This window comes from Arenicella chitinivorans, from assembly GCF_014651515.1.
Taxonomy (GTDB): Bacteria; Pseudomonadota; Gammaproteobacteria; order Arenicellales; family Arenicellaceae; genus Arenicella; species Arenicella chitinivorans.
In genome coordinates this window covers 1-26,981 of sequence record NZ_BMXA01000007.1, presented here as the reverse complement: position 1 = coordinate 26,981, position 26,981 = coordinate 1, and the positions used below count along the sequence as shown (strand labels likewise).

General features: G+C 51.3%; 32 protein-coding genes and 1 riboswitch. Of the genes, 20 read left to right on the top strand and 12 right to left on the bottom strand.

The features are described 5' to 3' along the window. The 5 genes from sufD (at position 1) to IE055_RS15155 (ending at position 4,614) form a co-directional block, all read left to right on the top strand. Complete coding sequence (gene sufD / locus IE055_RS15175) at positions 1-1,281, top strand: Fe-S cluster assembly protein SufD (protein ID WP_189402529.1); 1,281 nt, start codon at positions 1-3, stop codon at positions 1,279-1,281. Between the two features lie 36 nt (positions 1,282-1,317). After that, complete coding sequence (locus IE055_RS15170) at positions 1,318-2,580, top strand: cysteine desulfurase (RefSeq protein WP_308428223.1); 1,263 nt, start codon at positions 1,318-1,320, stop codon at positions 2,578-2,580. Between the two features lie 5 nt (positions 2,581-2,585). Further along, positions 2,586-2,975 (top strand): SUF system Fe-S cluster assembly protein, encoded by a 390-nt coding sequence (locus tag IE055_RS15165; RefSeq protein ID WP_189402528.1) that lies wholly within the window; start codon positions 2,586-2,588, stop codon positions 2,973-2,975. A 22-nt stretch (positions 2,976-2,997) separates the two neighbouring features. Beyond that, complete coding sequence (locus IE055_RS15160) at positions 2,998-3,717, top strand: hypothetical protein (protein ID WP_189402527.1); 720 nt, start codon at positions 2,998-3,000, stop codon at positions 3,715-3,717. 72 nt (positions 3,718-3,789) lie between these two features. Further along, entirely contained in the window at positions 3,790-4,614 is an 825-nt protein-coding gene (locus IE055_RS15155) for an alpha/beta hydrolase (protein ID WP_189402526.1), read from the top strand. Between the two features lie 17 nt (positions 4,615-4,631). On the opposite strand, the gene IE055_RS15150 is transcribed toward IE055_RS15155, so the two are convergent. Continuing rightward, a complete protein-coding gene (locus IE055_RS15150; RefSeq protein ID WP_189402525.1) occupies positions 4,632-5,003 on the bottom strand; it encodes a VOC family protein in 372 nt (123 codons plus the stop codon). Positions 5,004-5,112: 109 nt separating this feature from the next. Here IE055_RS15150 and IE055_RS15145 point away from each other — a divergent pair, with 109 nt between their 5' ends. From IE055_RS15145 to IE055_RS15135, 3 genes are read left to right on the top strand one after another with little or no spacing between them, the layout of a single operon-like run. Then, a complete protein-coding gene (locus tag IE055_RS15145; protein WP_189402524.1) occupies positions 5,113-5,598 on the top strand; it encodes a DUF2244 domain-containing protein in 486 nt (161 codons plus the stop codon). A 3-nt stretch (positions 5,599-5,601) separates the two neighbouring features. Next, entirely contained in the window at positions 5,602-6,603 is a 1,002-nt protein-coding gene (locus IE055_RS15140) for a DUF3080 family protein (protein ID WP_189402523.1), read from the top strand. Between the two features lie 9 nt (positions 6,604-6,612). Continuing rightward, positions 6,613-7,608: a HesA/MoeB/ThiF family protein gene (locus tag IE055_RS15135; RefSeq protein WP_189402522.1), complete on the top strand. Its 996-nt coding sequence runs from the start codon at positions 6,613-6,615 to the stop codon at positions 7,606-7,608. On the opposite strand, the gene IE055_RS15130 is transcribed toward IE055_RS15135, so the two are convergent. Continuing rightward, on the bottom strand, positions 7,594-8,211 hold the full coding sequence (locus tag IE055_RS15130) for a rhomboid family intramembrane serine protease (protein WP_229794322.1): 618 nt from the start codon (positions 8,209-8,211) through the stop codon (positions 7,594-7,596). The two genes, IE055_RS15135 and IE055_RS15130, sit on opposite strands and share 15 nt — an antisense overlap. Before the next feature lie 264 nt (positions 8,212-8,475). Between IE055_RS15130 and dsbD the strand changes: the two genes are divergently transcribed. The 7 genes from dsbD (at position 8,476) to purH (ending at position 16,018) form a co-directional block, all read left to right on the top strand. Continuing rightward, on the top strand, positions 8,476-10,290 hold the full coding sequence (dsbD, locus tag IE055_RS15125) for a protein-disulfide reductase DsbD (protein ID WP_189402521.1): 1,815 nt from the start codon (positions 8,476-8,478) through the stop codon (positions 10,288-10,290). An 8-nt stretch (positions 10,291-10,298) separates the two neighbouring features. Continuing rightward, a complete protein-coding gene (locus tag IE055_RS15120) occupies positions 10,299-10,835 on the top strand; it encodes a TlpA disulfide reductase family protein (RefSeq protein WP_189402520.1) in 537 nt (178 codons plus the stop codon). A gap of 1 nt (position 10,836) precedes the next feature. After that, positions 10,837-11,730 carry a 50S ribosomal protein L11 methyltransferase gene (prmA, locus tag IE055_RS15115; protein ID WP_189402519.1) on the top strand — a complete coding sequence of 298 codons (894 nt, stop codon included), beginning with the start codon at positions 10,837-10,839 and terminating at the stop codon, positions 11,728-11,730. Between the two features lie 10 nt (positions 11,731-11,740). Then, complete coding sequence (locus IE055_RS15110) at positions 11,741-12,958, top strand: zinc-ribbon and DUF3426 domain-containing protein (RefSeq protein WP_189402518.1); 1,218 nt, start codon at positions 11,741-11,743, stop codon at positions 12,956-12,958. A gap of 187 nt (positions 12,959-13,145) precedes the next feature. Further along, complete coding sequence (gene dusB / locus IE055_RS15105) at positions 13,146-14,132, top strand: tRNA dihydrouridine synthase DusB (protein WP_189402517.1); 987 nt, start codon at positions 13,146-13,148, stop codon at positions 14,130-14,132. A gap of 39 nt (positions 14,133-14,171) precedes the next feature. Further along, positions 14,172-14,408, top strand: coding sequence for a helix-turn-helix domain-containing protein (locus tag IE055_RS15100; RefSeq protein WP_189402516.1), 237 nt, complete (start codon positions 14,172-14,174; stop codon positions 14,406-14,408). A 32-nt stretch (positions 14,409-14,440) separates the two neighbouring features. Then, positions 14,441-16,018 carry a bifunctional phosphoribosylaminoimidazolecarboxamide formyltransferase/IMP cyclohydrolase gene (gene purH / locus IE055_RS15095; RefSeq protein WP_189402515.1) on the top strand — a complete coding sequence of 526 codons (1,578 nt, stop codon included), beginning with the start codon at positions 14,441-14,443 and terminating at the stop codon, positions 16,016-16,018. Positions 16,019-16,083: 65 nt separating this feature from the next. Here the strand turns inward: purH and IE055_RS15090 are convergent, their stop codons facing one another. Then, positions 16,084-16,713 carry a LysE family translocator gene (locus IE055_RS15090; protein WP_189402514.1) on the bottom strand — a complete coding sequence of 210 codons (630 nt, stop codon included), beginning with the start codon at positions 16,711-16,713 and terminating at the stop codon, positions 16,084-16,086. Positions 16,714-16,753: 40 nt separating this feature from the next. After that, the gene (locus IE055_RS15085; protein WP_189402513.1) at positions 16,754-17,905 is read right to left on the bottom strand and encodes a glycosyltransferase family 9 protein; all 1,152 of its coding nucleotides are present in this window, start codon (positions 17,903-17,905) and stop codon (positions 16,754-16,756) included. Between the two features lie 201 nt (positions 17,906-18,106). Further along, positions 18,107-18,250: riboswitch (TPP riboswitch) on the top strand. A gap of 65 nt (positions 18,251-18,315) precedes the next feature. Between IE055_RS15085 and IE055_RS15080 the strand changes: the two genes are divergently transcribed. The 4 genes from IE055_RS15080 to IE055_RS15065 are packed head-to-tail and all read left to right on the top strand — an operon-like array spanning position 18,316 to position 22,141. Then, positions 18,316-20,439, top strand: coding sequence for a TonB-dependent receptor (locus IE055_RS15080; RefSeq protein ID WP_189402512.1), 2,124 nt, complete (start codon positions 18,316-18,318; stop codon positions 20,437-20,439). Positions 20,440-20,460: 21 nt separating this feature from the next. Continuing rightward, positions 20,461-20,724 carry a YkoF family thiamine/hydroxymethylpyrimidine-binding protein gene (locus IE055_RS15075; RefSeq protein ID WP_189402511.1) on the top strand — a complete coding sequence of 88 codons (264 nt, stop codon included), beginning with the start codon at positions 20,461-20,463 and terminating at the stop codon, positions 20,722-20,724. Between the two features lie 6 nt (positions 20,725-20,730). Then, the gene (gene pnuC / locus IE055_RS15070; RefSeq protein WP_189402510.1) at positions 20,731-21,330 is read left to right on the top strand and encodes a nicotinamide riboside transporter PnuC; all 600 of its coding nucleotides are present in this window, start codon (positions 20,731-20,733) and stop codon (positions 21,328-21,330) included. Beyond that, positions 21,317-22,141: a phosphotransferase gene (locus tag IE055_RS15065; RefSeq protein ID WP_189402509.1), complete on the top strand. Its 825-nt coding sequence runs from the start codon at positions 21,317-21,319 to the stop codon at positions 22,139-22,141. Before pnuC ends, IE055_RS15065 begins: the two co-directional genes overlap by 14 nt. Here the strand turns inward: IE055_RS15065 and IE055_RS15060 are convergent. Next, complete coding sequence (locus IE055_RS15060; RefSeq protein WP_189402508.1) at positions 22,130-22,969, bottom strand: acyl-CoA thioesterase; 840 nt, start codon at positions 22,967-22,969, stop codon at positions 22,130-22,132. The genes IE055_RS15065 and IE055_RS15060 overlap by 12 nt on opposite strands. A 126-nt stretch (positions 22,970-23,095) precedes the next feature. On the opposite strand from IE055_RS15060, the gene IE055_RS15055 reads away from it, so the two are divergent. Then, the gene (locus IE055_RS15055) at positions 23,096-23,359 is read left to right on the top strand and encodes a hypothetical protein (RefSeq protein ID WP_189402507.1); all 264 of its coding nucleotides are present in this window, start codon (positions 23,096-23,098) and stop codon (positions 23,357-23,359) included. 18 nt (positions 23,360-23,377) lie between these two features. On the opposite strand, the gene IE055_RS15050 is transcribed toward IE055_RS15055, so the two are convergent. The 7 genes from IE055_RS15050 to IE055_RS15020 all read right to left on the bottom strand — a co-directional run bounded on the left by IE055_RS15050 (position 23,378) and on the right by IE055_RS15020 (position 26,881). Continuing rightward, the gene (locus tag IE055_RS15050; protein ID WP_189402506.1) at positions 23,378-23,701 is read right to left on the bottom strand and encodes a hypothetical protein; all 324 of its coding nucleotides are present in this window, start codon (positions 23,699-23,701) and stop codon (positions 23,378-23,380) included. A gap of 11 nt (positions 23,702-23,712) precedes the next feature. Continuing rightward, the gene (locus IE055_RS15045) at positions 23,713-24,147 is read right to left on the bottom strand and encodes a thrombospondin type 3 repeat-containing protein (RefSeq protein WP_189402505.1); all 435 of its coding nucleotides are present in this window, start codon (positions 24,145-24,147) and stop codon (positions 23,713-23,715) included. Between the two features lie 105 nt (positions 24,148-24,252). Then, positions 24,253-24,564 carry a cupin domain-containing protein gene (locus tag IE055_RS15040; RefSeq protein ID WP_189402504.1) on the bottom strand — a complete coding sequence of 104 codons (312 nt, stop codon included), beginning with the start codon at positions 24,562-24,564 and terminating at the stop codon, positions 24,253-24,255. 80 nt (positions 24,565-24,644) lie between these two features. Then, positions 24,645-25,232 (bottom strand): DJ-1/PfpI family protein, encoded by a 588-nt coding sequence (locus tag IE055_RS15035; protein ID WP_189402503.1) that lies wholly within the window; start codon positions 25,230-25,232, stop codon positions 24,645-24,647. Between the two features lie 97 nt (positions 25,233-25,329). Continuing rightward, positions 25,330-25,608: a hypothetical protein gene (locus IE055_RS15030; RefSeq protein ID WP_189402502.1), complete on the bottom strand. Its 279-nt coding sequence runs from the start codon at positions 25,606-25,608 to the stop codon at positions 25,330-25,332. A gap of 173 nt (positions 25,609-25,781) precedes the next feature. After that, on the bottom strand, positions 25,782-25,985 hold the full coding sequence (locus IE055_RS15025) for a hypothetical protein (RefSeq protein WP_189402501.1): 204 nt from the start codon (positions 25,983-25,985) through the stop codon (positions 25,782-25,784). Between the two features lie 308 nt (positions 25,986-26,293). Further along, a complete protein-coding gene (locus IE055_RS15020) occupies positions 26,294-26,881 on the bottom strand; it encodes a DUF998 domain-containing protein (protein ID WP_189402500.1) in 588 nt (195 codons plus the stop codon). Between the last annotated feature and the right edge of the window lie 100 nt (positions 26,882-26,981).

Genomic DNA, 26,981 nt, shown 5'->3' with positions numbered 1-26,981 from the left:
ATGATTGCAGCAGACCAAACCCAAAGTTGGATCGATGGTCATAGTTTGTTGGCCAGCGCACCAGCGTGGCTAAACAAACAACGTTCCGATGCCCTGACACAGTTTGAAGCACTGGGCTTGCCTGGTGTGCGCGATGAACAATGGCGTTACACAAACTTACGTGCACTGAAAAGTAACGCCTACCAACCAACCGAACGCACGTCGTTAGACGTCGAGTTACCTGCTTCAAGCAGTGCTCGACTGGTTATCGTAGACGGGTATGTCGATGCTCAAGCATCCAACCTGGACGGCGTCGACTTCACCTACGGCAGTCTCGCCGACATGCTGGACAACACTGACGTACAAGCCGCATTCGGCACCACGCTGCCGGTCAAACAGCATGGCTTTATGGCACTCAATACAGCTTATGCGAGTGACGGCTACGTGCTGATTTTGCCGCCAAAGCAGGTGTTCAAAGGGCACTTGGAAGTGGTGTTTGTTAGCCAAGCCAGCGATGCCGTGAGTCATGTACGCAACGTGATTATTGCAGGTGCCCATAGCCAATGCACAGTGATCGAGCGGCATATTAGTGCTGCCGGCAACCCTGCGCAGTTGAGCAATGTCATTACCGAGATCGTCGCAGCCGACAATGCCCATGTAGATCATTATAAGATTCAGCAACTCGGGGATGCGGCCTTTCATATTGGCGGCGTGTTTGTCAATCACGCCAGCAATGCTCACGTCAAAAGCCACAATATTGCACTCGGCGGGCGCATCGTGCGCAATGATGTGCATAGCAACTTGTTAGGTCAGGGCGCGCATATCGAAATGAACGGCCTGGTGGTCGGGTCTGGCACACAGCACGTTGACAATCACACACAGGTTAACCATTTGGTGCCTCACTGTACCAGTGACGAGTACTACAAAACAATTTTGGATGACCAGTCGCGCAGTGTGTTCCGTGGTCGAATCGTGGTCGCTCAGGATGCACAGCAAACGAACGCAGATCAACAGAACAACAATTTGTTGTTGTCTGCGCAAGCTGAAGCCGATTGCAAACCTCAACTGGAGATTTACGCCGACGATGTAAAATGTTCGCACGGTGCTACCGTCGGCCAGTTAGACCCGAAGTCAGTATTTTATTTGAAGTCCCGTGGCATCAATGCGGAACAGGCTAATGCGCTACTGACCTTTGCCTTCGCCAATGAAGTGATTGAGCGTGTGCAAGTCGAGTCAATTCGTACCGAGTTAACACAGCTGATCGCTGGAGAATTACTCAGCGGGCTGGCCGATTTGGTGTAGCCATCCTAGTTAGAGCGAGTGTGTAGATAAAAAGTTATGAACAACGCGATAGAGCCCATCACCAAGGCGACGATGCACAGCGAATTCGATGTCAATCGATATCGCGCTGAGTTCCCCGCTTTGCATCAAGAAATTTCCGGTCGTCCATTGGTGTATCTGGATAACGGCGCCTCGACCCAAAAACCACAAGCGGTTATTGACGCAGTCGAATCGTTCTACGCGCATGATTACGCCAACGTACATCGTGGTATTCACACCCTAAGCCAACGAGCCACCGACCTGTTCGAAGCCGCGCGCGAAACAGTGCGCCAGTTCATCAACGCCGCCTCACTTGAGGAAGTTATCTTCACCAGCGGTACCACCGAGTCGATCAACCTGGTAGCACACAGCTTCGTGCGCGCCAATCTGCAACCCGGTGATGAAGTGATCGTGTCAATGATGGAACATCACTCGAACATCGTGCCTTGGCAATTACTCGAACAGCAAGTCGGTTTAAAGGTTCGAGTAATCCCGATTAACGAACACGGCGAATTGCTGTTCGACGAGTTTTTAAAACTACTGAGTCCCAAAACCAAGTTGCTTGCCATCACGCAGCTTTCCAATGCCCTCGGCACCATTACGCCCTTAAAGGCAATGATCGACGCCGCACACGACGTTGGCGCGAAAGTGCTGGTCGATGGCGCACAGGCAATCGCCCATATGGAAGTCGATGTGCAGGCATTGGACTGTGATTTCTATGCGTTCTCCGGCCATAAACTGTTTTCGCCAACGGGCGTCGGCGTGTTGTATGGTAAACGTGCGCTGCTAGACGCGATGCCACCCTATCAAGGCGGTGGCGAAATGATCAAGGTGGTCAGTTTTGAAGGCACCGAGTTCAACGAGCTCCCGCATAAATTTGAAGCTGGCACACCCAACATCGCTGGCGTGATCGGACTGGCATCCGGCATCGATTACGTCACACAAATTGGCCTGGGTCAGATTGCCGCCTATGAACACGCACTGCTGGAATACGCTACCGCGAAACTGTCCGCGATCGACGGATTACGTATCATCGGTACTGCCAAAGACAAAGCCAGCATCCTGTCGTTTCAAATTGCTGGCGTACATGCCTCAGATCTGGGCACATTGCTGGATCATCAAGGCGTCGCCATCCGAGTTGGCCACCACTGCGCAATGCCCGTCATGGCGTTTTTTGGTGTAGACGCGACGGCACGTGCGTCACTGGCCTTTTACAATACGCGTGAAGACATTGACGCCTTGGTCGATGCCATCCAAAAAGCAATTTCTATGCTGACCTGATTATCATGAACGAAACGCTTACTCCGTACATCAAAAAACCCGAAGGCGCTGACGACAAACCGATTGAGAGCGGCGCTCGCCCACGCACACCCGAAGAATTGCGACCCGACATCGTCGACGCACTGCGCACGGTGTACGACCCGGAGATTCCAGTCAATATCTATGATCTCGGACTGATTTATAATTTCGAGATCGATGAAGACTATTTTGTCGATGTCAGTATGACACTCACGGCACCGGGCTGCCCGGTTGCCGAGACCTTCCCTGGTATCGTTGAAAACGCAGTGAAAAGTGTGGTCGGCGTATCTGACGCGCGCGTAGAACTGACCTTTGACCCACCATGGACGATGGACAACATGTCAGAAGAAGCCAAACTTGAATTAGGCATGATTTAACGTCCATTACGCCGAAACAAGAATGGAAAAACCTGCCATTATCGAGGTGTTAGAAAGTGCACACTTGGCTCACCAAGCCGGTGATTTCGTCAACGCACTGTCGTTCTACGAACACTTTTTTGATCATGCCTTAGACGACGATCCCTATGCTTTGTACGGTGTACGACTATCACACTGCCTCAATGGCTGGGCCGAGCTGGCGACCGTGTTTCCGGGTGCCAAACAACGCTTAGAAGCCAAGCAACAAAACTTACTGGACGAATATCTGCGCCACCGCGACCCCGAGCGTTTTCATGACTATCTGAGTGTGTCGCGTGCTTTGGGTTTGGAACACGATGCGCTGGAGCAGTTTCTCGCTCTGCACCATCGTGAGCCAAAATCGGCTGCCAAACTCAGCAAATTTGTTTGGGATTTATTAGTACAAGGTGAGTATTGGCAGGTTTGCAGCGACCTGCTGTCAGAACCAAAGCACAAGATGGAAGAACTATTCGCGGTGTTCGACGAAGCAGCAAAAATGAAGGACGTAGACCCCGCCTTCGACGACATCAAGTTTGATCGGCATATCGTCGCCACCCTGCTGGACGGTGTGCAAGACCTGATCACGGTACTACGCAACGTCAACCGCAGTGATGAAATCGCGGTGCTCAACACCCAATTTAGAACTGCCTTGGCACAACGCGAGCACGCGGAATTACAGCGCCAGTCACACGCCAAAAGCACGTTTTTATTTGCGGGTCATTAGCAGCAAGTATTGATCCAAAAAGTCGCGGGTCTGCTAAGATGCTTTTATCAGCAATTATCTCGGCAGATTCTCATGCAAACAATTAGCGAACAACTCGACGGCGACTACTACTACCGGAGTTGGCCTGTCCACGGCAATGTCAAAGCGGTTGTAGTGCTGGTGCATGGGCTAGGCGAGCATTGTCAGCGCTACGATGCGCTGGCCAATTATCTTGGCAATCAAGGTTACGCCGTGTGCGGTATGGATCTGCCCAGTCATGGAAACTCCAGCGGCACACCCGGCCATATAAATCGTTTCTCACAGTTCTCAGATGCGGTGCTGTCGTTGTACGCGCGCACGCGCGCAATCTATCCGGACCTTCCTGTCTTTTTACTCGGTCACAGTATGGGCGGGCTGATTTCCGCCAACCTGTTGCTGGATCACCAAGATAAGTTCCGCGGCGCGTTACTGTCAAGCGCCGCGATTCAAAGCCCGCAAGAACCACCCGCGTGGCAGGTGAGTATCATTAAGGCTATCGCCGCGATACTACCCAAGACACCCGTTCTTGCGTTGGATGCATCTGGCATCAGTCGTGATCCGGCGGTGGTTGAAGCTTATATGTGCGACCCCTTAGTGAGCAAATCCAAGCTTTCAGCGCGGTTCCTTCTAGGGTTACGTCAAACCATGGACCGCGTACTGGCTGAGGCCAGCCAAATCACACTGCCCATATTAATCATGCATGGTGGTGCAGATGTCATGACCGCGCCAGAAGGATCAGAGAAACTCTTCAGTTGTGTTGCGTCGCAAGACAAACAACTTAAAATCTATCCGGGGCTATATCACGAAATCTTCAACGAACCAGAGGCCGAGAGCGTCTATGCGGACGTACTTGCATGGTTGGACGCACATACTTCCTGATTAGCGGATCCACACGACTACGAAAATATCGTCAAAACAGCGCCTGCCGGATCACGAATTACGTAATACGTTTCCTCACCCATCGTACGCGGACCTTGCAGCACAGCACCACCCATTTTCTGCACCGTTTCAACACTGGTTTGCGCGTCTGCTACGCGTACATACATCATCCATTGTGCTGGCAAGTCCGCATTGCCGCCACGCGCATGGCAAACACCGGCCACGGTTTCACCTGATTCTGGCAGGTTCATATTAAAATCATCGTAGTCGCCCATCGATACTGGCTGCGATTTCCAGCCAACGACAGCAGAATAAAAGTCCTTGATTTGATCAGCGTCCTTTACGGTCAAATCGCGCCACATTATTTGGCCTATTGGTTTCTCTGGCATACTGATTCCTCCGAATCAAAAGTTGGGATTCACTCGCATTGTTCACGCAACGCTGCGTGATGTGTGACGACGTTATAAACACCTTAAGAGTCACTGGTAACTACCAACTATGGTTGAAACACACATCGTAGGCAAACAAATTCAGCTTATCATGTCGCCGAATCGATCCATGAGCTGGCAAACAAATAAGAAAATACTAATCGCCATGTTTGTAGTTAATATGACGATTGCGGCATGCTGGGCGTGGATGGGCGCGTGGATGGTGTTACCGTTCGCGGGGTTGGAAGTGATGCTGGTCGGCATCGGTATGTATTATGTGTCCTGGAAACTCAGCTTCAAGGAAATTCTGCTGATTGAAGAGCAGTCATTAATTTTGCAAAAAGGCGTGTATTTTCCAAAGCAGGAATGGCACTGGCAGCGCGACCAGACACGCCTGATACGACAAGAAAGTCGATACCGTCTCAGTGCGCCAACATTGAAACTGCAATACCTGAACCAACAGGAAGAAATCGGGCAATTTTTAAACCGGCCGGAAAAAAAACAGGTGCAGCGTTTTATAGAACAACTGGGCATCCCAGTGATCCATCAAAGATAGACGATGCACAGGCGCATTTTTCCATTACTGCTACTGGTGTTGCTCGGCTGTGACCGACCTATCGGCGAAGACTATGTAATCCGTCTAGAACGAGTGCTGGATCGGGATGCTCCGCGTATCGAAAATCACACTTTGAGCTTCCCTGCACCACGCCAGCTGCTCGGACCAGAGAGCGACACCGTACTCAGTGTGCGCGAATTTTTAAGTCTACGTGGTTGTCGTTTACACACCGCGCTGGCTCATCGAAATAGCCAAATGGGTAAACTGGCCTCCCAATCTCAACGATTATTTAACGATTTGGAGATCCTGGCGACGGGCCCTGAGTGTATTGCACAACTTAATAATAAAACGCTGGCCAGCAAGCTGAGTCAATTCATCACCCTCAAACAGGCGCAGCTACCCCACCAACTAGCGCACGCATTACTGCATCAAGACGAGAATCGTGCCTTCTGGCGGGCTCACCACGAAACGGATTTACGGGTTTATGCACCAGCACAAAAAAGTATCGCGTACCTTACCCAGTTCAGCCGCGAAGTATTGACCGGCCGCACTCACTTCAGCGAGCCTGAGCGCAACCTAATCGAACGTCATCTCGGCGAATTGCGATTTGGTCGAGGCGGGGACGCCTTGATCGAATCGGACCAAATTGTGCACGCATTAACACGCGCTGATTCCCTCATTGCACTGCGTTTAGCGCAACCGCTGTGCTTCAATACACAAGCAACGCCATCGGCACGCCGCTTCCAGACTGTCATTAGCAAGGTGTTTATCCAACAAGTCCAGCCATTGAGCATCCAACTACAACAACTCGATCAAGCGCTGCTGGATGACTACAATCAGTTTGAAGACCTGTTGCTGCCCTTCGCGGCTTTGCCTTACCAACAATGGGCACAGCAACGTCGACGGCGGATGCAACAACGGCAACAGGCTCCGGCTCAACACGTGGCTCGCGTGCAGCAACTATTTTTGCAATGTGGGCTGACAGTTGGCGGATCAAAGACATAGAATGCCAGCATGAACGCACGCTACCAACGCTACCAACGACAAATTACGGTCGAGCAGATCGGTCTGACCGGACAACAGGCGCTGGCCAACAGTCGTGTACTGCTGGTTGGTCTTGGTGGACTCGGCTGTGTGGTCGCCAGTCAATTGGTTGGTGCCGGCATTGGTGAAGTCACCTTAGTGGAACACGACTGTGTCGATATTAGCAACCTGCATCGGCAACACCTGTATCGAGAACAGGATGCTGGTAAACCCAAAGTCGAGGTGGCGCACCTTGCGCTGCAGGCGTTGAATTCGGATGTCCACCTGACCCGTCACAACACGCGGATTCACCCTGGCAATGCCTTAGAACTGGCAGACGGTGTCGACTTGATCATCGACGCGGCCGACAATTTCGGCACTTCTTACCTGTTGTCCGACGCGAGTACACAGCTCGGGATCCCGCTGTTGAGCGCGTCGGTCAACAAAACCTTTGGCTACCTCGGACTATTCGGCGCACAATGGCCGAGTCTGCGCGCAGTCTTTCCGCGCATCCCGACGCAACAACAAGGATGCAATGAGGTCGGTGTGACGGGCCCGAGTGTCGGTCTACTGGCCAACTTGCAGGCGCAGGAAGCGATTAAACTGCTGACGCATCAACCCACACTTGGTGGCCGATTACTTTATCTTGACTGCTGGCAATATGACGTATCCATCGTCGATGTTAGCGCAGCCACGGAGCCGACAGGACCACGGATCGATTTGATCAGCCAACACCAACTCCAAGACTCCGACTACGTGATCGACGTGCGTTCAGAAGAGGAAGTACAGGCTAAACCACAACCATTTGTGGTGCACAGCCAGCAACCACTGGCCTCGTCACAGCCGCTGCGACTCCCTGCCGACTGTCATCGAGTGGTACTAGCCTGTCAGACCGGTCATCGCGCTATCGTTGCAGGACAGCAGTTACTCAATACCCCGCACGCTGATACCGACTATCCGCCCTTAGCCGCTTTACTTCCGAGTTGACTGCGCCGACCACAAAAAGACCAATACAGCGCCCACAATGGCCCCGCCGACATGAGCAAAATGCGCGATATTTTGGCCGAAAATCGACACGCCCGTAAATCCAGCCGTCAGGTCGATTAGCAATAACACCGGCACAAAATACTTGGCCGCAATTGGCACCGGTAAAAAGATCAGCATGATTTTGAAGTTTGGAAACAACAAAGCAAAGGCTACCAAAATGCCGTAGATGGCACCGGACGCACCGACCATATGGCCGGTGAACTGGGTGTTCAAAATCAGATTATTGACCAGCATCGAAATCACCGCCGCGCCGACTCCGCAGATCAGGTAGAACAATAAAAAGCGACGATTGCCCCAGACTCGTTCAAGCACTCGACCGAAAGACCATAAGGCAATCATGTTAAACAACAAATGCATCTCACTGCCATGCAAGAACACATGCGTCAGCAACTGCCATAGCTCAAAATTCGGCGACTGCCAACCGAACAACTCGCCACCAGTGAAGCGACCTGCGAAGACGGTGGTCTGAACGAAATACACCAACACCGTGATAATCACCAGTCGATTGGTCATACTTTGAAGGATCTGTGAAATGGAGGGCATGGTATTGGCAAGTTCGTGGTTACGGATTGCATCATAGCAAACCCATCAGTGCGTAGTTAATTGGTTTGATTTGGTATATTTCAAGGTATGAACGTCTCGACATCGAGAATCGTCTATTACGATACACTTAGGAGTTCCCGATTATCATAGGTTCGCCACGCGTTTAATGGCACAATACCCAGCTCAGCAGGTCGAGGGTCAGCATCCGTAAACTAACCCGGTCTTACTGAGCACTGGAAACCAAATCGCTTACCGCTAACTCACATGCAACGATTTTCGCACCATCTTATTCGCCTACTCACTCTGTTGTTATTACTGGTGACAGCAACCGCACAGGCGCAGTTCTGGAATAAGAAGAAGACCGATCTGTTGCCGGACGACCAAGCGTTCACTGCCACCGCCCAGATCGTTGATCAAGAACTAAAAGTATTCTGGACCATAGCGCCAGATTACTACATGTATCGGGATCAGTTCGACATCGTCAGCACCGACCCCGCAATCTCGTTTGGTGCCATCGACTTTCCCGCCGGTCAAATCGAAAACGACGAAATATTCGGCGAAGTCGTGGTGTATTTCTATAACGTCGAGTTGATTGCACCGGTCACCAATCTACCTCCCGACGCCACCAGTATTGAACTTGAGTTAAAAGGCCAAGGCTGTAATAAACCGGTTGGCGTGTGCTACCCACCCATAACTCGTACGCTGAGCGTTGATATCGACCCCAGCACCACGCGCTCTGCCAACTCAGTGGCGACCAACGCGTCAGCTGCCAGAGTATCGACAGTACCGCCCGTCGACACTCCGGCAGACGCCAATGAACCTAATAAAAGCTTTTGGCAGTACGTGGTGATCGCGTTCTTTGCCGGAATCGGGCTCAGCTTTACGCCGTGCGTGCTCCCCATGATCCCGATCCTTCTCGGCGTGATCGCAGGTCAAAACAACCCCAGTAAACTTCGTGCCGGTTGGCTCGCCACTTGCTATGTCGCGGGCACAGTACTGGTGTACGCAATCGCTGGCTGGATTGCCGGTCTTTCCGGCACGCAATTGCAAGCGTATTTCCAGAACCCGATTGCGATTGGCGTTATCTGTACCTTATTGCTCGCGCTGGCAGCCTCGCTATTCGGCGCGTTTCGACTCGAACTACCGAGCTCGATTCAAACCCGCATCAGCGGCACTCAGCTCAGTACCCGGTCAGTATCGATCACCACCTTCTTACTGGGCGTGATTTCCAGCTTGGTGGTAGGTGCCTGTGTGTCTCCGGTGCTCTTTTTGTCGATTGGTGCTGCAATCAAACAAGGCGACCCCGTATTAGGCGCCGCCATCATGAGCGCGCTGGCCTTAGGTATGGGCTTGTTGTTGATTTTAGTCGGGTTTGGCGCGGCATGGATTCTGCCGAGAGCCGGAGCCTGGATGAAACACGTACAGGTCTTATTCGGCTTTATGGTGCTTGGCGTTGCCATTTACATTGCTAGTTTTCTGGCCTTCGTACCCGCGCTGTTGCTCTGGGCAGCACTGTTGCTTTGGATCGGTTTTTATTTATGGCAAGTCGGCAAAGACCTTGAACATACGTTGTTCGCGTCGGCACTAAAAGCACTGGCGTTCGCGATTTTGCTCTGGGGCAGCCTGTGCTTGCTCGGAGCGTCGCGTGGCGGTGACGACGTGCTAAACCCGCTGTCTGAGGTAATGCTCAGTGGCGGTGCCGCAAATACGAACGACAAAGTTCCTTTCAAAACGGTCACCACACTCTCCGCCGCCCAAACTCTTTTGGCGCAGGCCAAACAAACCGGACAACCCAGTCTGGTGGATTTTTACGCCGATTGGTGTCTTGACTGTAAGCGCATGGCCAAATCGACTTTTCGCGAGCCGGACGTACACACGGCTCTCGCTGGCTGGCAGTTGATCGAGGTGGATGTAACAGACACCAACCAGGACAGCGAAGAATTGAAACAATATTTTGACGTCTTTGGTCCTCCAGCCACCTTGTTCATTCGCGCTGATGGTACTGAAGTGCAAGACCTACGACAATACGGCTATCTCGATAAACAGACCTTTCTGGCACTGGTAAACCAAGTAGACTAATACGCACTATGTCGAATCAAACTAAAATTCTTTTCGCCCTGATTGCGGTGGTGGCTTTTGTGGTCGGCTTTGCAATCAATAAGTCACGTGTATCAGAAGTCATCGACAGTCAGCCCCTTTTGCAAGCCAAGTTAGATTATGAGTCAAACCCTGCCAGCATCGATTCGCACCTTGGAAAAGTAACGCTGGTGAATTTTTGGGCCACCTGGTGCACACCCTGTCGAGAAGAAATGCCGGTATTTGAAATGATGTACCGCGCCGCAAAGTCCGATGGCTTTCAAGTGATCGGCGTTGCCATCGATAATCCCGAAACCGCGCAGCCAATGCTGGACTCAATGGACATAACCTACCCGATTTTCTACGCCGAAAAATCCGGCATGACGGTGATGGAAACCGCTGGAAATCCGCAAGGACTGCTGCCTTACTCGTTACTGCTTGACGAACAAGGTCGCGTAATCGAACAAGTTCTAGGCAAAGTGGATGAACAGCAAATCGCTGCTTGGCTCAGCACCTATTTGCCACCCAATATTTCGAGCAGCAATTGATATGCGCTGGACTCAAGCAAGATTTGTGGTGGATGCCAATCAAGTGGACCGGCTTTCGGCCACACTCGAGGCATTCTTAGCTCAAGCCGTAACCACCGAAAACGCAGGTGCGGATGAGTACTACGAGGTGGCTTTCCCCGGCCAGCCCACCTGGCAAAAGGTGCGCGTCACGGCGTTGTTTGATGCCCAAATCGCATTGGAGCCGATTATTGACTTTGTGCAACAACACTTCTCTGCGCAATCCAACACAGAAATTCCAGTACAGGTTGAGACGCTCGTTGATCAGGATTGGGAACGCGTTTGGTTGGATTCGTTCACGCCGATTGAAGTCGGTGATCGCTTGTGGATCTGTCCAAGCTGGTGTGACCCAGTCGACCCCGAGGCACGCAATATTATTTTAGATCCGGGGCTGGCATTCGGAACTGGTACTCACCCAACCACACACCTTTGTTTGCAGTGGCTATCACGACAAGACCTAAGTGGTCAGGCAGTACTGGACTATGGCAGCGGCACAGGCATCTTGGCGATCGCAGCGCTATTAAGCGGTGCGGAGTCGGCCGAGGCGGTCGACATTGATCCGTTGGCGGTAACAGCTTGCGATGAAAACGCCGCACGCAATGAACTTGGCCATAACTTACACGCCTGTTTACCCAACCAACTGGCCGATGAACCTCGACATCGCTATCCGCTGGTCATCGCCAATATACTGGCCGATGTGATTATCCAACTGAAAGACACACTACTGGCGCATTTACACGCAGAGGGCACACTTTTACTCACCGGCATTCTCACCACGCAGGTCGATCGTGTGACCGCCGCCTTTGGTGATAAAATGGCTTATCATGTTGAGCATCAAGAGCAATGGGCTCTGATAATCGCGACTCCAAAAGCTTAAACGTTTATCGATGGGTTTAAACAAAACACAGTGCCCGCACTGCTTTACCACTTACGTCATCAGTGACGAACAATTTCGCGTGTCTGAAGGCATGGTGCGCTGTGGCACCTGTCGCGAACGCTTCCAGGCCAGACTGATCGATGCCAGTATCAGCGTTCCCAAGTTCGACCCGCGCGGTGCGTTTATTGAACCCATTAGCGAAGACACGCCCGATACTCAAGACACCAGCGCGCCGGAAACTATGGAAATTGAGTTCGCCGACCCGCACACCGAAAGCAACGAGGCTGACGCGGACCCGCAACTCGAACCCAATTCGATTACCGTCGACCCCGACTCGCTCAGCGAGCCTTCGCTGGTTGATCAAATAGTTGCCGACATTAACGCACACAAGGAAGAAGTTGAGGAGCTGGTTGCACCTGAACCGACAACGCCCAAATCACGCAAACTGGCAACCGCAGAGAAATACGGGCAAACAGAGATCGCGCTGCCTGCATCAAACACTGAAACATCGACGCCCGCAAATTCTGGCTCCGAACCAGAGACTACGTCCTCGACCGATGTTGAGAAAAATGACAGCCAGCTGATTGACGAAGTGGACTCGCTAATCAAAGATAAATTGATCAAACCCAAGCGCTCTAACGTGCCACTGGCTGCACCGGTTCGCACTCGACCACGCCCTGTGGCTCGACCGAAATCGAAGCGCCAACGTAGCGCAGTCGCTGGTCTGCTGCGCATAATGATGTTTTTACTACTGCTCGCATTGACACTGGGTCTCGCCGCACTGCTACTGTATCAGGTTTGGTTCAAGCAACTGATCTCAATTGACCCGCAGAGCAAGCTTGATCGACAGATTCAACAGCTTACCTTACCGTTGTCTGAGCGGCTGGCGGAACGCGACATTGCGCTACCCGTTCGACGTAATTTGGCGCAGCTCGAGATCGTTGCCGCACGTAATGAACCTCATCCAACAAGATCCTCCACCACGTTACTTAGAGTCAGCCTCATCAATCACGCCGAGATCGCGCAACCTTTGCCTTGGCTGGAACTAAGTCTGATGAGTGCCGACGGTAAGGTCGTATCACGCCGACAATTGTCGCCACACGACTATCTTTACAATAATCAAACCGACGCCATGATCGGTGCCAAAGAGCTTAAAAAAGTCACCATCGAAATGCTCACCTTCCCCAAACAAGCCGTCGGTTACGAGCTAAAACTGATTCGGCGCTGATTTCTGACCGACAGTAATTTTAAAATTGCTTAAAAAAGTAGCAGTTTTTTAAGGTTGAATCTTTACCCGATTTCACCGGATCGGTATCATCTGACTCCCTTTTCCTGACGGCACCACCCGTCGCGTTTGCCACCACATTTGCTCGTGAAGGCGCAAACAGTGACTAACTTTTACAACGGAACACTCGATGCAAATCGGCCCTTATCAACTTGTTAATCCGGTGATTGCCGCGCCCATGGCCGGTGTGACAGACAAACCGTATCGACAGGTGTGCCGTGATCACGGCGCGGGGATGGTGGTGTCAGAGATGATCACCAGCCAGTCTGGCCTGCGTGATTCAGCTAAAACCAAATTCCGTTCCGATCTCGACGGTGAACCTGAACCGGTGGTGGTGCAAATCGTTGGCACCGAACCTGATGAACTGGCGAGCGCGGCGCAATTCAACGTGGCCAATGGGGCCCAGATCATCGACATCAACATGGGTTGCCCTGCCAAAAAGGTGTGTAAAAAGGCGGCTGGCTCCGCTCTGCTCGCAAATGAACAACTGGTTTCCGAGATTCTAACGCGGGTTGTCGAGGCCGTCGATGTGCCGGTGACAGTCAAGATTCGCACCGGCATTGCGCCCGATCGACGCAACGCCGTGACGATTGGCAGGATCGCCGAACAAGCCGGTATCAGCGCCATCACCATTCACGGACGCACCAAGGCGTGTAAATTCGATGGCCAGGCTGAGTACGACACCATCGCAGAGGTAAAGCAGCAGCTCAGCATCCCGGTGGTGTTAAACGGTGACATCGCATCGCCCGAAGCGGCCCGCATCGCGCTTAAACACACTCAGGCCGACGCCGTTATGATTGGTCGCGCAGCACAGGGCCAACCTTGGCTCTACCGGCAAGTCGCTGATTATTTGACTACTGGCCAACACACCACAGCACCCGATCTAGAGACGCGGGTCAAGACAATTTTGAACCACGTTAACGCTGTGCATGAGTTCTATGGCCCCGGCATGGGCGTGCGCCTGGCACGCAAACACATCAAGTGGTATCTGGCGCATTGGCCTGTCTCAATTGACGATCAAGCTCGGCGTGCCATCACCACCACTGACAACGCGGCCCAGCAGCGCAATCTGCTGGCACAGTTTTTAACGTTTTCGCAGCTCAACCTTGCTGCCTGACACTTCCATTGACCACTTGACCGACTCTGACATGCAATCATGACCAAGAACGACCCTTTGTCCGTGTGTATTAAGCACTCCATGGAACAGTATTTTAATGATCTAAATGGCGAGCTACCGACCAATCTACACACCTTTTTTATCAATGAAGTGGAGAAACCGTTTCTCCAGGTCGTCATGGAAAAAGTAAATGGCAATCAGACTCGCGCCGCCGATATGCTCGGCATCAACCGCAATACGCTGCGTAAAAAACTCAAACACTACGACATCGCCTAAGCCGTCGTTTCACTTCTCATAAGGTATTAACTATGACTGATTTTGCTGCGGAAAAATCACTCCGCCCTGCTCGTGCACTGCTTAGTGTGTCTGATAAAACCGGCATCGTCGACTTTGCGCGTCAACTGGCAGACTTGGGTGTTGAACTGTTGTCCACGGGTGGCACAGCCAAGCTTTTGGCAGACCAGGGGCTCACCGTGACTGAGGTTTCTGACTACACCGGCTTTCCAGAGATGATGGATGGACGCGTCAAAACCCTACATCCAAAAGTTCACGGGGGCATCCTTGGCCGACGTGATATCGATGGTGATGTAATGCAAGCCCATGGCATTGCGCCAATCGACATGGTGGTGGTCAATCTGTACCCATTCCAGCAAACTGTGGCGAACCCAGATTGCGACTTGCCAACAGCGATTGAGAATATCGACATCGGCGGCCCAACCATGGTGCGCTCGGCCGCCAAGAATCATCGCGATGTGGCGATTGTGGTCGACGCTGGTGATTACGATCAATTGATCACTGAGATTCAACAAGGCGGTTTAAGCTACGCGACCCGCTTTTCACTTGCCACCAAAGCCTTCGAGCACACCGCTCAATATGATGGCGCGATTGCCAACTACCTCGGCAAAGTCCAATCCGACGGCAGTAAAAGTGAGTTTGCCCGCACTTTCAATCTGCAATTTAAACATCAGCAAACCATGCGTTACGGTGAAAATCCACATCAACGGGCGGCGTTCTATGTGGAAGACAATGCGCCCATCGGTATCGCCACAGCCACCCAGCTACAGGGCAAAGAACTGTCGTATAACAATATCGCCGATACCGACGCCGCACTCGAGTGCGTGAAGCTATTCAACGATGCACCAGCGTGTGTGATCGTTAAACACGCCAACCCATGCGGTGTCGCAACCGCTGCCAGCTTGAGTGAGGCCTACGACCAGGCCTTCTCAACCGACCCAGAGTCGGCTTTCGGCGGTATCATTGCGTTCAATCGTGAATTAGACGGCGCCACCGCCGCCAAGATCGTCGATCGTCAATTTGTCGAAGTGATCATCGCGCCAAGCGTATCCCCCGACGCAGTCGCAGCGGTCGCAAAGAAGAAAAACGTGCGCTTGTTAAGCAGCGGTCAATGGCAAGACCAAGCCAGCAATCTCTTGGAGTACAAACGGGTAACCGGCGGTCTGCTGGTGCAAGACAATGACCTGGCTCTGCATAATGAACTCAAAATCGTCAGCAAGGTAGCGCCGACGGAAGCCCAAATGGCAGACCTGTTATTCGCCTGGAAAGTAGCCAAATTTGTGAAGTCCAACGCGATTGTGTACGCCAAAGGTAATATGACGATTGGCGTTGGCGCGGGGCAAATGAGTCGTATCAACTCGGCACGAATTGCCGCCATCAAAGCCGAGCACGCCGGTTTGGAAGTCAAAGGGTCGGTGATGGCATCTGATGCGTTCTTTCCATTTCGAGATGGTATCGACAGTGCCGCACAAGCCGGTATCAGCGCCGTCATTCAACCGGGTGGCTCAATGCGCGACGAGGAAGTGATTGCCGCTGCGGATGAAGCCGGTATGGCGATGGTATTCACCGGGATGCGTCACTTCAGACATTAACTCACAGGTTAAAAAGATGGCCGAACAGGCACTACTGTTTGGCCATCTAGAAATTATTCAACACTCTAGTCGATTCGACTCATCAAGAGTTTAACGCCAACCGCGCCAAGGAACAGCGCTGCGGTTCGGTCAAAGCCCGCTTTAGCGCGCTGATAGACACCTCGACTCTTAGGCAATGATAAGCTGATTGCCACCAGTGCGTACCAGCTAAAATCAATAATAAATGCGATCACGGCAACCAGGGCGGTTGTGTGTTGCGGTGGTTCCGATGGCACAAAGGCAGCAAAAATACCGGCGATCACCAATGCGGTTTTGGGGTTGCTGGTCTGAGTCACCAATCCAAGCATAAATGCTTGTAACAAGGTGGTTTGTTTCTCGCCCTCTGATACCTCGGTTATCAGTGGCTCACTCGCACCGCGCCAGATTCGCACTGCTAGGTATAACAGGTAGGCACCGCCGAGTATCTTAAACACCAGATACGCGCTCGGAACCGTCTCGATCAGCGCGGTGACACCAAAGCTCGCCAGAATCGCAAAGATCGCCACACCTAAACCCGTGCCCAATGCGGTCGCAACTCCGTGCGCGCGCGACTTGGACAAGGCATTCTGCGCGACCACCAAAAAACTGGGCCCAGGGCTCATCGCCCCGACGAGTAGAACACCAGCAATGGCCGCAATAAACGTGTATTCAGTCATAAATCAACTCTTTTCGGGTTTGAACAACTCAACCAGCGACTTACCAGCCAACGTGCTCCAAACGCTGTATGCCAACGAAGTCAGTGACGTCATCAATCAACTCAATCACTGGCTGTGGCGTGATAGTATGATACAAAGCATAGTAATCGTCACTGCCAATCTCCAGCGCTGCGTGCACCTTTTGTTTCTCTTCTAGCGTGGTGTCGACCAAATCATCCCATTCCACACCCTGGTGCGCGCGCGACGTGCTGGGCAACCATTCGGCTTTTTTCGCACTGGGTGAAAACACCGACACACTTGGCAAACCAACGGCGTGTGCAATATGGCGAGGTCCGCCTTCGTTACCAATATATAAATCACACCGTGACAACATCGCCGCCAAATCCATCAAGGTGAACGTGTTGATATCTGCGTATAGCGCTTCCGCATGTTTGGATTGTTGTTTGAAATTCATCGCATCGCGACGCTCGTCGTCGCTGCCCGCGTTCAACACAATTTGAGCGCCAAAGGTTTCCACACAGTGATCGACCACATGTTGCAAGTAATCATTGCGCCACTTTTTATAGGACAACTTAGCACTTACTGACACGGCAAACACTGGGCGGCTAAAATCAATGCCTTTTGATTGCATGATGTCACGGTACCGCTGTTGCCGCTCAGGCGGCACCGCGACCACCATCTCGTCGTGCCGTTTGATGTCAAAACCCATTCCCGCCAGGGGGGCCAGTAAACTGAGCCGTTCATCGATTTTGTTTACGCGCTGCGGCGATGGCACAACCTTGTGCGTGTAGAAAAAACCGCGTTTGGATTTTTTGCGCCCGATGCAGATCGCACTCCGTCTCGCCAGCATTGAGACCAATTCACTCTTGGCAGTCGACTGCGCATCTATTACCAGATCGTATTTGTCTTTGGTGATTTGGCGAATCAGACGCCAATATTTTATGGGGTTTTTTTGCTGCTCCGGAGTCAACGCAATCACACGATTGATGTACGGGTGATTGATAAATAGGTCCGCGCTTTTATTCTGGATCAGAAAATCCACTCGGGCCTTAGGAAAGGTCTGCTTGAGGGTATTACACAGCACCGAAGTAAGTAGCACATCGCCGATGTGTTTAAAGCGGATCACCAGAATTTTGGCGGTTTCGGCTTCGGGTGTCGTCAGCGCTGATGTTTGGTGATTATAAGCGTTCATTCAAACTGAATTTGATTTCTCAAACTGACTGACCATACCTGCATCAGATTGCACGGCGATGACAGTGATAAGAGACGGACTATACGCCTTTTTGAGACAAATCGCATGCTGAGTTCAAAATTCCTCATGAAGGCCAGGCATTCCCGCCAATTTTTACGTGTTTTCTGTTACCCGCGTGCTACACTCTCGTTCGCTGAAATATCAGCACCCAGGGGGCGGTTGAACCTTATCGACCTGAGATTTGTCTAATACCTGCGCGAACATTCATCATGCGCAGTGCGGTGACATAAACCCCATGAACCTGATCCGGTTAACACCGGCGTAGGGATGGGTAACAATGTTCTCGCGAACTGTCACACCTCACTCTCGCCTACCGGGTCTCATCATCGCTATTATCTGAAGAGACCAAAATGAAAAAAAATCTTATTTGCGTATTGCTGGCAGGTAGCTGCCTCTGCGCCAACGCCGCGGCTGAACTCGAAGAAGTCGTAGTCACAGCTGAACTGATCGAGACCAGCGTGCTCGAATTACCCAACAGTGTGTCGGTCATTGGTCAATCTCAGATCGACCTACGCCACGCGTCTAATCTTGAAGACCTGTTAAATCTGTCACCCAATATCAACTACGCCACGGGCGCTTCACGTGGACGGTTTATTCAGATCCGAGGTATTGGAGAGCGCAGTGAATTTCAGGACCCGATAATTAACTCTGTCGGTATTGTGCTGGATGGGATCGATATGACCGGCATCGCTACCGGAGCCAGTACGCTCGACTTAGATCAAGTCGAAGTGTTGCGTGGCCCACAGGGTACGCTATTCGGTGCCAACGCACTGGCGGGCATGATCAACATGGTCTCCAATCGACCAACCGAGGCCTTGGAGTCTCGCCTAAGCCTCGGCATTGCAGAGTATGGTGGGCAATTGATCCAAGGCATGATCAGTGGCCCTCTAAACGAGTCGCTCGGCTATCGTATTGCGGCGCAAAATGTGCAAAGCGATGGCTTTGTTGAAAACGTTTTCTTAGATCGTGACGACACCATGCGGATCGACGAAACCACCGCACGCGCGCAACTCGCCTGGCAGGCCAATCACGATCTCACCATGAATTTCACGCTATTCTTGGCGGACATCAACAATGGCTACGACGCGTTCAGTCTGGACAATACGCGCCAGACCTACTCTGACGAACCCGGCGTGGATCAACAAGATACGATGGCCGGCTCGGTCCGCGCTCGTTACGCCATCACGGCGCAACAACACCTCGAAGCGATGCTAAGCGTTGCCAGCAGCGACCTGGCCTACTCGTATGATGAAGATTGGAGCCATCCCGGTATTTGCGACGCCACCGCGTGTGATAGCGCGCTGTTCGGGTTTGACTGGTTTTATGCCTCGTTCGATGCTTATCAGCGCGATAATGACAATACCAGCGTAGACCTGCGCTATGTATCGGAAGGAGACCAGGTTTCTTGGGTTGCCGGTGTGTATCATCGCGATCAATCTATCGACTTGACCCGTGACTACACCTACAACGACGGCCTATTCCGTAGCCAATTCGACACCCGAAACAGTGCCATTTATGGTCAGCTGAATTACGCGCTCAATGCGCGCTGGGCCATTGTTGGAGGCCTGCGAAGTGAAACTCGAGATGTGGACTACGCGGATTCCGATTTGGCTCAAGCGTCCTTGAGTGAAGATCTATGGGGCGGACGACTCGCGCTGGAATACCGGACCGATAGCGGTGCGTTTGTTTATGGCCTGGTGTCTCGCGGTTTCAAGCCCGGAGGATTTAATCTAGATCAAGAACTCGACGCTGCCAAACGTGAGTACGACACCGAAACCATGTTGAACTACGAACTCGGTTTCAAACACTACTTCGATGCACTAGACCTCCAATTGCAGGCGGCCGTGTTCTACCAAGACCGCGACGCGATTCAGACCAAGCAATCCGTGGTACGTTCGATTGCCACTGGCGTGGCTGGCGACCCCTGCCCTTGTGGCTTTACTGACTTCACCGATAACGCCGCCAGCGGCACAAATCGAGGTCTGGAAGTCGAGCTTAATTGGGCCCCTAGCGAGCACTGGAGCCTGTACAGTACGCTTGGCCTCTTGGACACTGAGTTCGACCAGTTGCTGACCTTCGACCACGTCAATGCAGACCGTGACAATGGTATCCCATACAACCTCGCTGGGCGCGAGCAAGCACACGCGCCATCATACCAATGGCTGTTGGGTGGAAACCTGCAACTGGCGGACAATTGGTCAATTCACGGCTCACTGGAAGGCAAGGATGATTTCTACTTTTCGGATCGTCATGAATTGCGTTCGCAAGCCTACACCTCAATCAACCTTGAACTGGCTTACACGCGCGACAAGCTGCGTATTGCATTGTATGGTAAGAACCTGGGTGACGAGACCATCACCACGCGTGGCTTTGGGAGCTTCGGTAATGACCCGCGCAAGTTCTATGAAACTGAGCCATACACACAATATGGCGCGCCTCGCGTTGTTGGCCTGCGCGCCACGTTCGATTTCTAGATCCGCTCGGAGGAACCACCTATGATGTTATCCGTTGAAATTAGCATGTACCCGTTACAAGATGAGTACAAACCCAAAATTAAGGCCTTTCTAGACCAACTGAACCAAGCAAATGACGTTGATATTCGTACCTCAAACATGAGCACACGCGTGTTTGGCGAATTTGAACAAGTAACGCAACTCCTGAACTCCGCGATGCGTCACTCAATGCAGCAGTTCGGCAAAATCGTGTTTGTGTGTAAATACCTCGAAGGCGATGCGCGTCAACTTGAAGGCTACGAGTAAATTAACATGATGGATGCGCTGCTCGCGGCGTGGAACGCCACTTCGCTCTTGGAATGGGTGTCGGTGGCATTCGGCGTCGCGTACATAATTCTGGCGACCAAAGAAAACATCTGGTGCTGGCCTGCGGCATTAATTGGCACCGCGACGGCAATCATCTTGTTTTGGGATGTCAGCTTGTTGATGGAGTCTGGGTTGAATGTTTACTACCTCGTCATGGCGCTTTACGGCTGGTATCAGTGGCGCTATGGCAGCACAGATCACGACCAACTGGCTATCCAACGCTGGCAACCCCTACACCACGCGATCGCGATAACGGTGATTTTAGCACTGAGTGTAGCCAGCGGGGTGGGCCTGGAAAGGTTTACTCAAGCTGACTACCCTTTTGTTGATTCATTCACCACCTGGGCGGCTGTGTTCACCACGTGGATGGTCGCCCGCAAGGTGTTAGAAAACTGGTTGTACTGGATTGTGATCGATGCTGTCTCAGTGTGGTTATTCTGGCAGAAGGGGCTGTATTTATACGCTTTGCTGTTTGTAGCCTACACCGTTATTGCCGTATTTGGTTACCGCGAGTGGCGCACCCGGTATCAACATGCAACCCAGTAATTTACTCGCTAACTGGCGGCGTTGGGGACTGACGGCTCAACCAAAAATCGTCGAACAGTTCACCGCGGGTCAAAACCATCAGACAGTGTTATTGCAGTCCGCGGATGAATTTTGGGTACTAAAACAATTCTCACATTCCTTCGATTTGGCCATCTCGGCACAACGCTGGGCAGCGGCTCAAGGCCTAGCACCTAAAATCCATTTTGCAGACGATGACGTTGCGTTGATGGCATATCAGGAATCCGTCCCGTTTGCTGGGCACCACATCAAGCTTCTGGCACAGGCTCTACATAAACTGCACTCAGCACCTGAGCCAACGACATTTGCAAGGTTCGATTTGATCGAATTTTGTCAACAATACTTAGCAAATTTAGAGGGTGCGCTGGCCGAACAAGCAACGTCGATTCATCGCGGATTGGCCAACGCCCTTCACTCTTTTGCACAAGACGCTACCCCTTGGTGCGTCTGCCACAATGACTTGGTCATCAGCAATTGTTTGTTTGAGGCTAAACGGGTTTGGTTTATTGATTGGGAATACACCATGCTGCACAACCCATGGTTCGATCTGGCCGCAATCGTGCTCTACTTCGAACTCGATTCGCAACAAAGCCAGCACTTTCTCGCACATTATGCGCCCGGCTGGGAAGCTAAACAGCAAACGCCTATTTTTCTAGCTGCGCAAATCGCTCTACTTTGGGGGGATTTATTATGGCATCTAAGCAAATATGGCACGCCGTACCTTCTTGCTAACCCATCGCGGTTTACGCAACTGGATGACTTAACTGCGCGCTTTAATACTTTAGCGACGTAAGCGCAGCAGGCCTTCCTGTGACGTGGATGCTACCAGCGTGCCGTCTTGCGCGTAAATCCGCCCGTAGGCCAAACCACGCCCATTACCGGTAGACTGAGCACGGCACTCATAAAACAACCAATCGTCCGCGCGAAACGGCCGATGAAACCAAACCGCGTGATCGATCGTGGCCAACAGCACTTGCCGTTTACGGTCTTCCAACTTGGGTGCATTTAGATCATGTGGTTGTATGGTCGCCTGTAATGGCCCCATATCCGAGATGTAGGCCAGTACCGTGTGATGCAAAGCTAGATCGTCCGGCAAACTGTCTTTGGTTTTGAACCAATACTGCGTGGTGTCATTGCGCTCGATGCGTTCATTTGGCACGTAACACACATCGAGATAACCGGCCTGAAAATTAATGTCTTTTGACGGACCATTGGCGAGTGCTTCCTCCACCACATCGAAGGGCGGCACCCAGGTCTCAGAATATTCCAGACCCTCTTCTTGTTTCTGGAACGACGCAGACAAGTGAAAAATTTGCCGTCCATGTTGAATCGCTACCACGCGTCGAGACGAGAAACTGCCACCATCCAGTGATCGATCTACCTCATAGATAATCGGCGCGTTGACGTCTCCGCGTAGCAGGAAATACGCATGAGCTGAATGGATATGACGACCTTCGTCAATAGTTTGATACGCAGCCTTGATTGCCTGACCTAAAACCTGGCCACCATAGACTTGACCGGTATTAAAGTCTTTGCTTTGACCACGAAACAAATTCAGGTCTAGCGCCTCACAACTCAAGAACTTAAGTAATCGATTTTGCTCTGCATTTGAAGTAGACATAGTCGCTAAAATACCCGTGCGATAACACGATCCCAATCATGAAGATGTAGGAGTATAGCGGAAATACTATCTCATCGGCTTGCCAGGCGTTAAGCATTCTGGTTACGCTCGACATAACCGATATACATGACAGTAATGCGGCCGACAACGAATGTGGATTCTAAAGGCGTATATCGCACACATTGGCCACCGGCAGTGCGGACTAAAACTGGCTGCTCGACCAAGCTCATGCTCGTCGAACCACACAATCTAAGCTCAGCGGAGCAAACTCTCGAACTAAACGGCGCTAGATCACCCGACCAACTCGGCCAGCAGAACCTGTTACCAGCACACCCTTTGCCTGAGGGTTTTTGGGTTGCGCTGACATCCGCCGCACGCAAGCTGGCATAGCATTGCGCGCAGCAGAGGCTAGATTACGTCGATATCACAGGCGCAGTCGGTACCAGAGTCAGTTGGCGTTTCGCGGACTTCACACAATAAGGCATTTTCGCGAGCAGCCTCGGCTTCGCAGGCAACCTGACAATTTGGTGGATTGTCCGGTGCGCCAGCCAGTGGACCACCGACCGTAGTATCAGTCACACAAACACTGGTTTGCGCATGGGCCGGCAACACAATCGTGTTGACGACCGGTTTGGCCCACAACGGTGCCAGGGCTGCCGTTGTGGCAAGGCCAAACAAAGCGCGTCGAGTTCGCAGGGTTGACGATGCGGCATTGGGGGCTTGCTTGCTCATAGTTATCTCTCTTAGTTGATCTCTTCATCCAACAGCAGAAGTTTGTATACGGCAGGGAGACTCCGAGTACTACGTAAACGCTGCTGGTCTACACTATCTGGAATATTGTTATTATTTAAGTCTTCATTCAGCACATTCGGATCAGTGTTGAAAGCGGCTTCTTGCCCATTGGTAAAGCCATCACCGTCCGGATCCGCATCACGATCAAATGAATTCCGTGGATTCAGACCGTTGGCAATTTCGAATTCATCCGACATCCCATCGCCATCATCATCCGCGTCGCAAACGTCACCGATTCCGTCGCCTTCAAAATCGGCTTGGTCTTCATTCGCCTGCGCTGGACAATTATCCACCGCATCAACGATCGTATCATTATCCATTTCGAAGGTCAGCGAGGTTTCAATCGCGACCAAATAGACATCATCGCCAGCTTGTGTCGCGCGCAAAGTACAACTTCCACGCTTCAGGAACCTTACCGTGTTTTGAGAGATGACAGAACAAAAAGACGGTGTGTCGCTGACCGTTGTCTTTCTCCGGACTCCGCAAACGCGTTAGACACTGCCCTCTTTTTCCACCACTAATATTCTTGCTTCGCCGATAGGGTGCGCGGCGTGTTCTGTACCCACTGAGGCATAGAATATATCGCCTGACTCCAAAATGCAGGAGGTCTCGGCGCCACCTATTCGGTAGAACATTTCCACTTTTCCATCCAGCACCACAAAGACTTCCTCGCCATCATTTACATGCCACTTGTATGGCTCTTTTGTCCAATGCAATCGGGTAGAGATGCCATTCATTGATGCGAGGTCTTTTGCCCCCCATGAACAGTCTGCAATAAATTCTTTACTTCTTACAACTTCCACGCTATTTCCTCTGTTTACATAGTTTTTCGATTGAAGCTTACGTGAAACCCCGCAACCTGGTTAGAACGCGATGATTTGCTCTACAACGAGTTCTTTCGCCACTCAAATTCCATTTGTCGAGCAGTTCTTTCGGCCAGCTCCGCACCAACAAGCCTTGATACTAAGTGTAGGCTCATATCAATGCCAGCAGATATTCCGCCCGATGATACAACCTTGCCTGTATCTACCCAGCGTCTGGATTCAACGACCGTTAGATCCGCATACGAACCACGTAACGCGTCGATATCCTCCCAATGCGTAGTCACTTCAAGCCCATTCAATAGTCCAGCTTGGGCGAGAATAAACGCGCCAGTACAGACAGACGCTACAAGTTCGGCTTTCTCTGAGGTTGCCGCAACCCAATCTATTACGTTGGTCTTGCTTAACTCTTCCATGTGGATGCCACCAACAACGATCAAGACATCTATGTGAGGGTGGTCACTGAACCCATAGTGCGGATTGATACTATACCCACCTCTAGCCTGCACCGGGCAGGTATCTTCGGCTACCAAGAAGACATTAAAAGCAGGGTCAGGACCGGTAAACCTGTTGGCGGTTGAAAACACTTCAAATGGACCCGAAAAGTCCAGCACTTCTGCGTTTTGGTAAATATAGATTCCGATGTTCAATGTTAAACCTCAGCGTTCTTGTCGCATATAAGTAAAAAAATGGGTGTCCATTGTTCTTTCTGTTCTATTTTTAGTGGTTGTTCTTGTTAGATATCTACTACAAAATTTCATACTTAGTTATACCCCTTACTTTCGAACGATAAACTTTAAGTTCTATCTCCTGACCTGGTATCAAACGTCTATTTATATCCACAACACGCACTAATTCTTCACCATCTTCCGTTTTTATATAAACGGTCTTCTTTGGTTTAAATCGTGAATAATTTGGGGCTACTGATTGAACTACTGCTTTCTTATACTCACCAGTTGGATAAGCCGGATCGAATTTCGCTGTGTAAATAATGTAGCCGAGCGAACCTAAAATCACGACATACATTAAATTAGCCCTTAAGCGTTCCAACTTGTATACCTTACGCCCCTAAAACGAGCGCACATCTTTTTGCGCGTCCTTGCCGCTGGCGGCATTTTCGTTTTATCTATATTAGGTGAATTATTTGGCACTCGTGCTCTCATACCGAGTTCGAAGGATGGGAAATTCGGCTCCAGTCTTTAGTTTCCACTCTTTTTCAACTGAGTCACTCGACAATATCTGTGCCTTTCCAGTACCGGTGTCGAGAAGAAATTACCACCTTGCAGATCACCACCGCCATTCACGGAATTTTCCAACTCGCAGATTACTTGTTGACCATCCCATGCGAAGCCACGACACCATTGCTCATGACCGTTATCCAAAATGCCAAAATAGTCTGACATTCTCAATCCATCTGGACGCCGCACGTTGGCGAAACCTCCACCGTTGGAATGCATCGAGTAACCGTCTGGAAGAGGCGTAGTCAGAATAGGCGAATCACCACACCCCGAAAGAAAGCTGGCGCAAAACACTAGGCAGATTCTATGAACGAGATTCCGATTCACAATGTTTTATTCACCTAACACTGCGCTAAACGGCGAACATGGTTGACTGGCTTGCGCATAAAATGGCGCGTAGCGACAAGCGCAAGCTAGGCGGCCTTGGCCGTCCGGTGGAGGACCAATGGCCCGGAACGTATTTGAGCGCGTTGTTATGTGCATTTAGCTTTTGAAACATGCCTGCTAAGCAACCCAACCCAAGTAAGAACAATTAAGATTGTAAGTCTCTGGACCAGCCCCCCTTGATCTAATAATCCGTGCAATAGAAATACCGGAATAATCAATACAGGAAAATGGCTGACAACACGTGACTGAATATTTAAATCTCTAAGGGCCCGGTGTGTTTTCCAAGATGCCACAAAAAAAGGTACCACACCAAGCAATACGAAAATGCCATGCAACACCGTCCACGGGCTAGCAAACCGCAGATCCATATCCGCTGGAACTGAGGCGCCTGCCAGCATGACCCCAAGAATGACAACCCACCAAGCCGCTGATGTGGAATACTGTTGTTTTAGCAGGAAATTACGAAATCCAACGCCAGAAAGGATGACAAATAATCCCGTAAGAAACAAACAAAGGACATTCATTGCCAAGGCGTGAGGCGCACCGAACGCCCCAAGCTCGCTAACTGCCTTATAGAGGTGAGAGTAATTTGGATACAAAGCACCAAAAATCGCCAGAGTAACAACCCACCACGGCCCAGACAGCATGCCTAAACGAAAAAATAATTTATCCATCGATGTTCCATACTTCTGAGTTTGCGATCATATAACGCCAATAACATGGGCGGATGCGTAGCAGACGTCCGAGCGCTGAAGGCGCTTTTGTGTTTATTCT

What these genes read in the sequence shown, in the direction of transcription:
- sufD (WP_189402529.1), top strand. Translation starts at nt 1, where the DNA reads ATGATTGCAGCAGACCAAACCCAAAGTTGGATCGATGGTCATAGTTTG.
- IE055_RS15170 (WP_308428223.1), top strand. Translation starts at nt 1,318, where the DNA reads ATGAACAACGCGATAGAGCCCATCACCAAGGCGACGATGCACAGCGAA.
- IE055_RS15165 (WP_189402528.1), top strand. Translation starts at nt 2,586, where the DNA reads ATGAACGAAACGCTTACTCCGTACATCAAAAAACCCGAAGGCGCTGAC.
- IE055_RS15160 (WP_189402527.1), top strand. Translation starts at nt 2,998, where the DNA reads ATGGAAAAACCTGCCATTATCGAGGTGTTAGAAAGTGCACACTTGGCT.
- IE055_RS15155 (WP_189402526.1), top strand. Translation starts at nt 3,790, where the DNA reads ATGCAAACAATTAGCGAACAACTCGACGGCGACTACTACTACCGGAGT.
- IE055_RS15150 (WP_189402525.1), bottom strand. Translation starts at nt 5,003, where the DNA reads ATGCCAGAGAAACCAATAGGCCAAATAATGTGGCGCGATTTGACCGTA.
- IE055_RS15145 (WP_189402524.1), top strand. Translation starts at nt 5,113, where the DNA reads ATGGTTGAAACACACATCGTAGGCAAACAAATTCAGCTTATCATGTCG.
- IE055_RS15140 (WP_189402523.1), top strand. Translation starts at nt 5,602, where the DNA reads ATGCACAGGCGCATTTTTCCATTACTGCTACTGGTGTTGCTCGGCTGT.
- IE055_RS15135 (WP_189402522.1), top strand. Translation starts at nt 6,613, where the DNA reads ATGAACGCACGCTACCAACGCTACCAACGACAAATTACGGTCGAGCAG.
- IE055_RS15130 (WP_229794322.1), bottom strand. Translation starts at nt 8,211, where the DNA reads ATGCCCTCCATTTCACAGATCCTTCAAAGTATGACCAATCGACTGGTG.
- dsbD (WP_189402521.1), top strand. Translation starts at nt 8,476, where the DNA reads ATGCAACGATTTTCGCACCATCTTATTCGCCTACTCACTCTGTTGTTA.
- IE055_RS15120 (WP_189402520.1), top strand. Translation starts at nt 10,299, where the DNA reads ATGTCGAATCAAACTAAAATTCTTTTCGCCCTGATTGCGGTGGTGGCT.
- prmA (WP_189402519.1), top strand. Translation starts at nt 10,837, where the DNA reads ATGCGCTGGACTCAAGCAAGATTTGTGGTGGATGCCAATCAAGTGGAC.
- IE055_RS15110 (WP_189402518.1), top strand. Translation starts at nt 11,741, where the DNA reads ATGGGTTTAAACAAAACACAGTGCCCGCACTGCTTTACCACTTACGTC.
- dusB (WP_189402517.1), top strand. Translation starts at nt 13,146, where the DNA reads ATGCAAATCGGCCCTTATCAACTTGTTAATCCGGTGATTGCCGCGCCC.
- IE055_RS15100 (WP_189402516.1), top strand. Translation starts at nt 14,172, where the DNA reads ATGACCAAGAACGACCCTTTGTCCGTGTGTATTAAGCACTCCATGGAA.
- purH (WP_189402515.1), top strand. Translation starts at nt 14,441, where the DNA reads ATGACTGATTTTGCTGCGGAAAAATCACTCCGCCCTGCTCGTGCACTG.
- IE055_RS15090 (WP_189402514.1), bottom strand. Translation starts at nt 16,713, where the DNA reads ATGACTGAATACACGTTTATTGCGGCCATTGCTGGTGTTCTACTCGTC.
- IE055_RS15085 (WP_189402513.1), bottom strand. Translation starts at nt 17,905, where the DNA reads ATGAACGCTTATAATCACCAAACATCAGCGCTGACGACACCCGAAGCC.
- IE055_RS15080 (WP_189402512.1), top strand. Translation starts at nt 18,316, where the DNA reads ATGAAAAAAAATCTTATTTGCGTATTGCTGGCAGGTAGCTGCCTCTGC.
- IE055_RS15075 (WP_189402511.1), top strand. Translation starts at nt 20,461, where the DNA reads ATGATGTTATCCGTTGAAATTAGCATGTACCCGTTACAAGATGAGTAC.
- pnuC (WP_189402510.1), top strand. Translation starts at nt 20,731, where the DNA reads ATGATGGATGCGCTGCTCGCGGCGTGGAACGCCACTTCGCTCTTGGAA.
- IE055_RS15065 (WP_189402509.1), top strand. Translation starts at nt 21,317, where the DNA reads ATGCAACCCAGTAATTTACTCGCTAACTGGCGGCGTTGGGGACTGACG.
- IE055_RS15060 (WP_189402508.1), bottom strand. Translation starts at nt 22,969, where the DNA reads ATGTCTACTTCAAATGCAGAGCAAAATCGATTACTTAAGTTCTTGAGT.
- IE055_RS15055 (WP_189402507.1), top strand. Translation starts at nt 23,096, where the DNA reads ATGACAGTAATGCGGCCGACAACGAATGTGGATTCTAAAGGCGTATAT.
- IE055_RS15050 (WP_189402506.1), bottom strand. Translation starts at nt 23,701, where the DNA reads ATGAGCAAGCAAGCCCCCAATGCCGCATCGTCAACCCTGCGAACTCGA.
- IE055_RS15030 (WP_189402502.1), bottom strand. Translation starts at nt 25,608, where the DNA reads ATGTATGTCGTGATTTTAGGTTCGCTCGGCTACATTATTTACACAGCG.
- IE055_RS15025 (WP_189402501.1), bottom strand. Translation starts at nt 25,985, where the DNA reads ATGTCAGACTATTTTGGCATTTTGGATAACGGTCATGAGCAATGGTGT.
- IE055_RS15020 (WP_189402500.1), bottom strand. Translation starts at nt 26,881, where the DNA reads ATGGATAAATTATTTTTTCGTTTAGGCATGCTGTCTGGGCCGTGGTGG.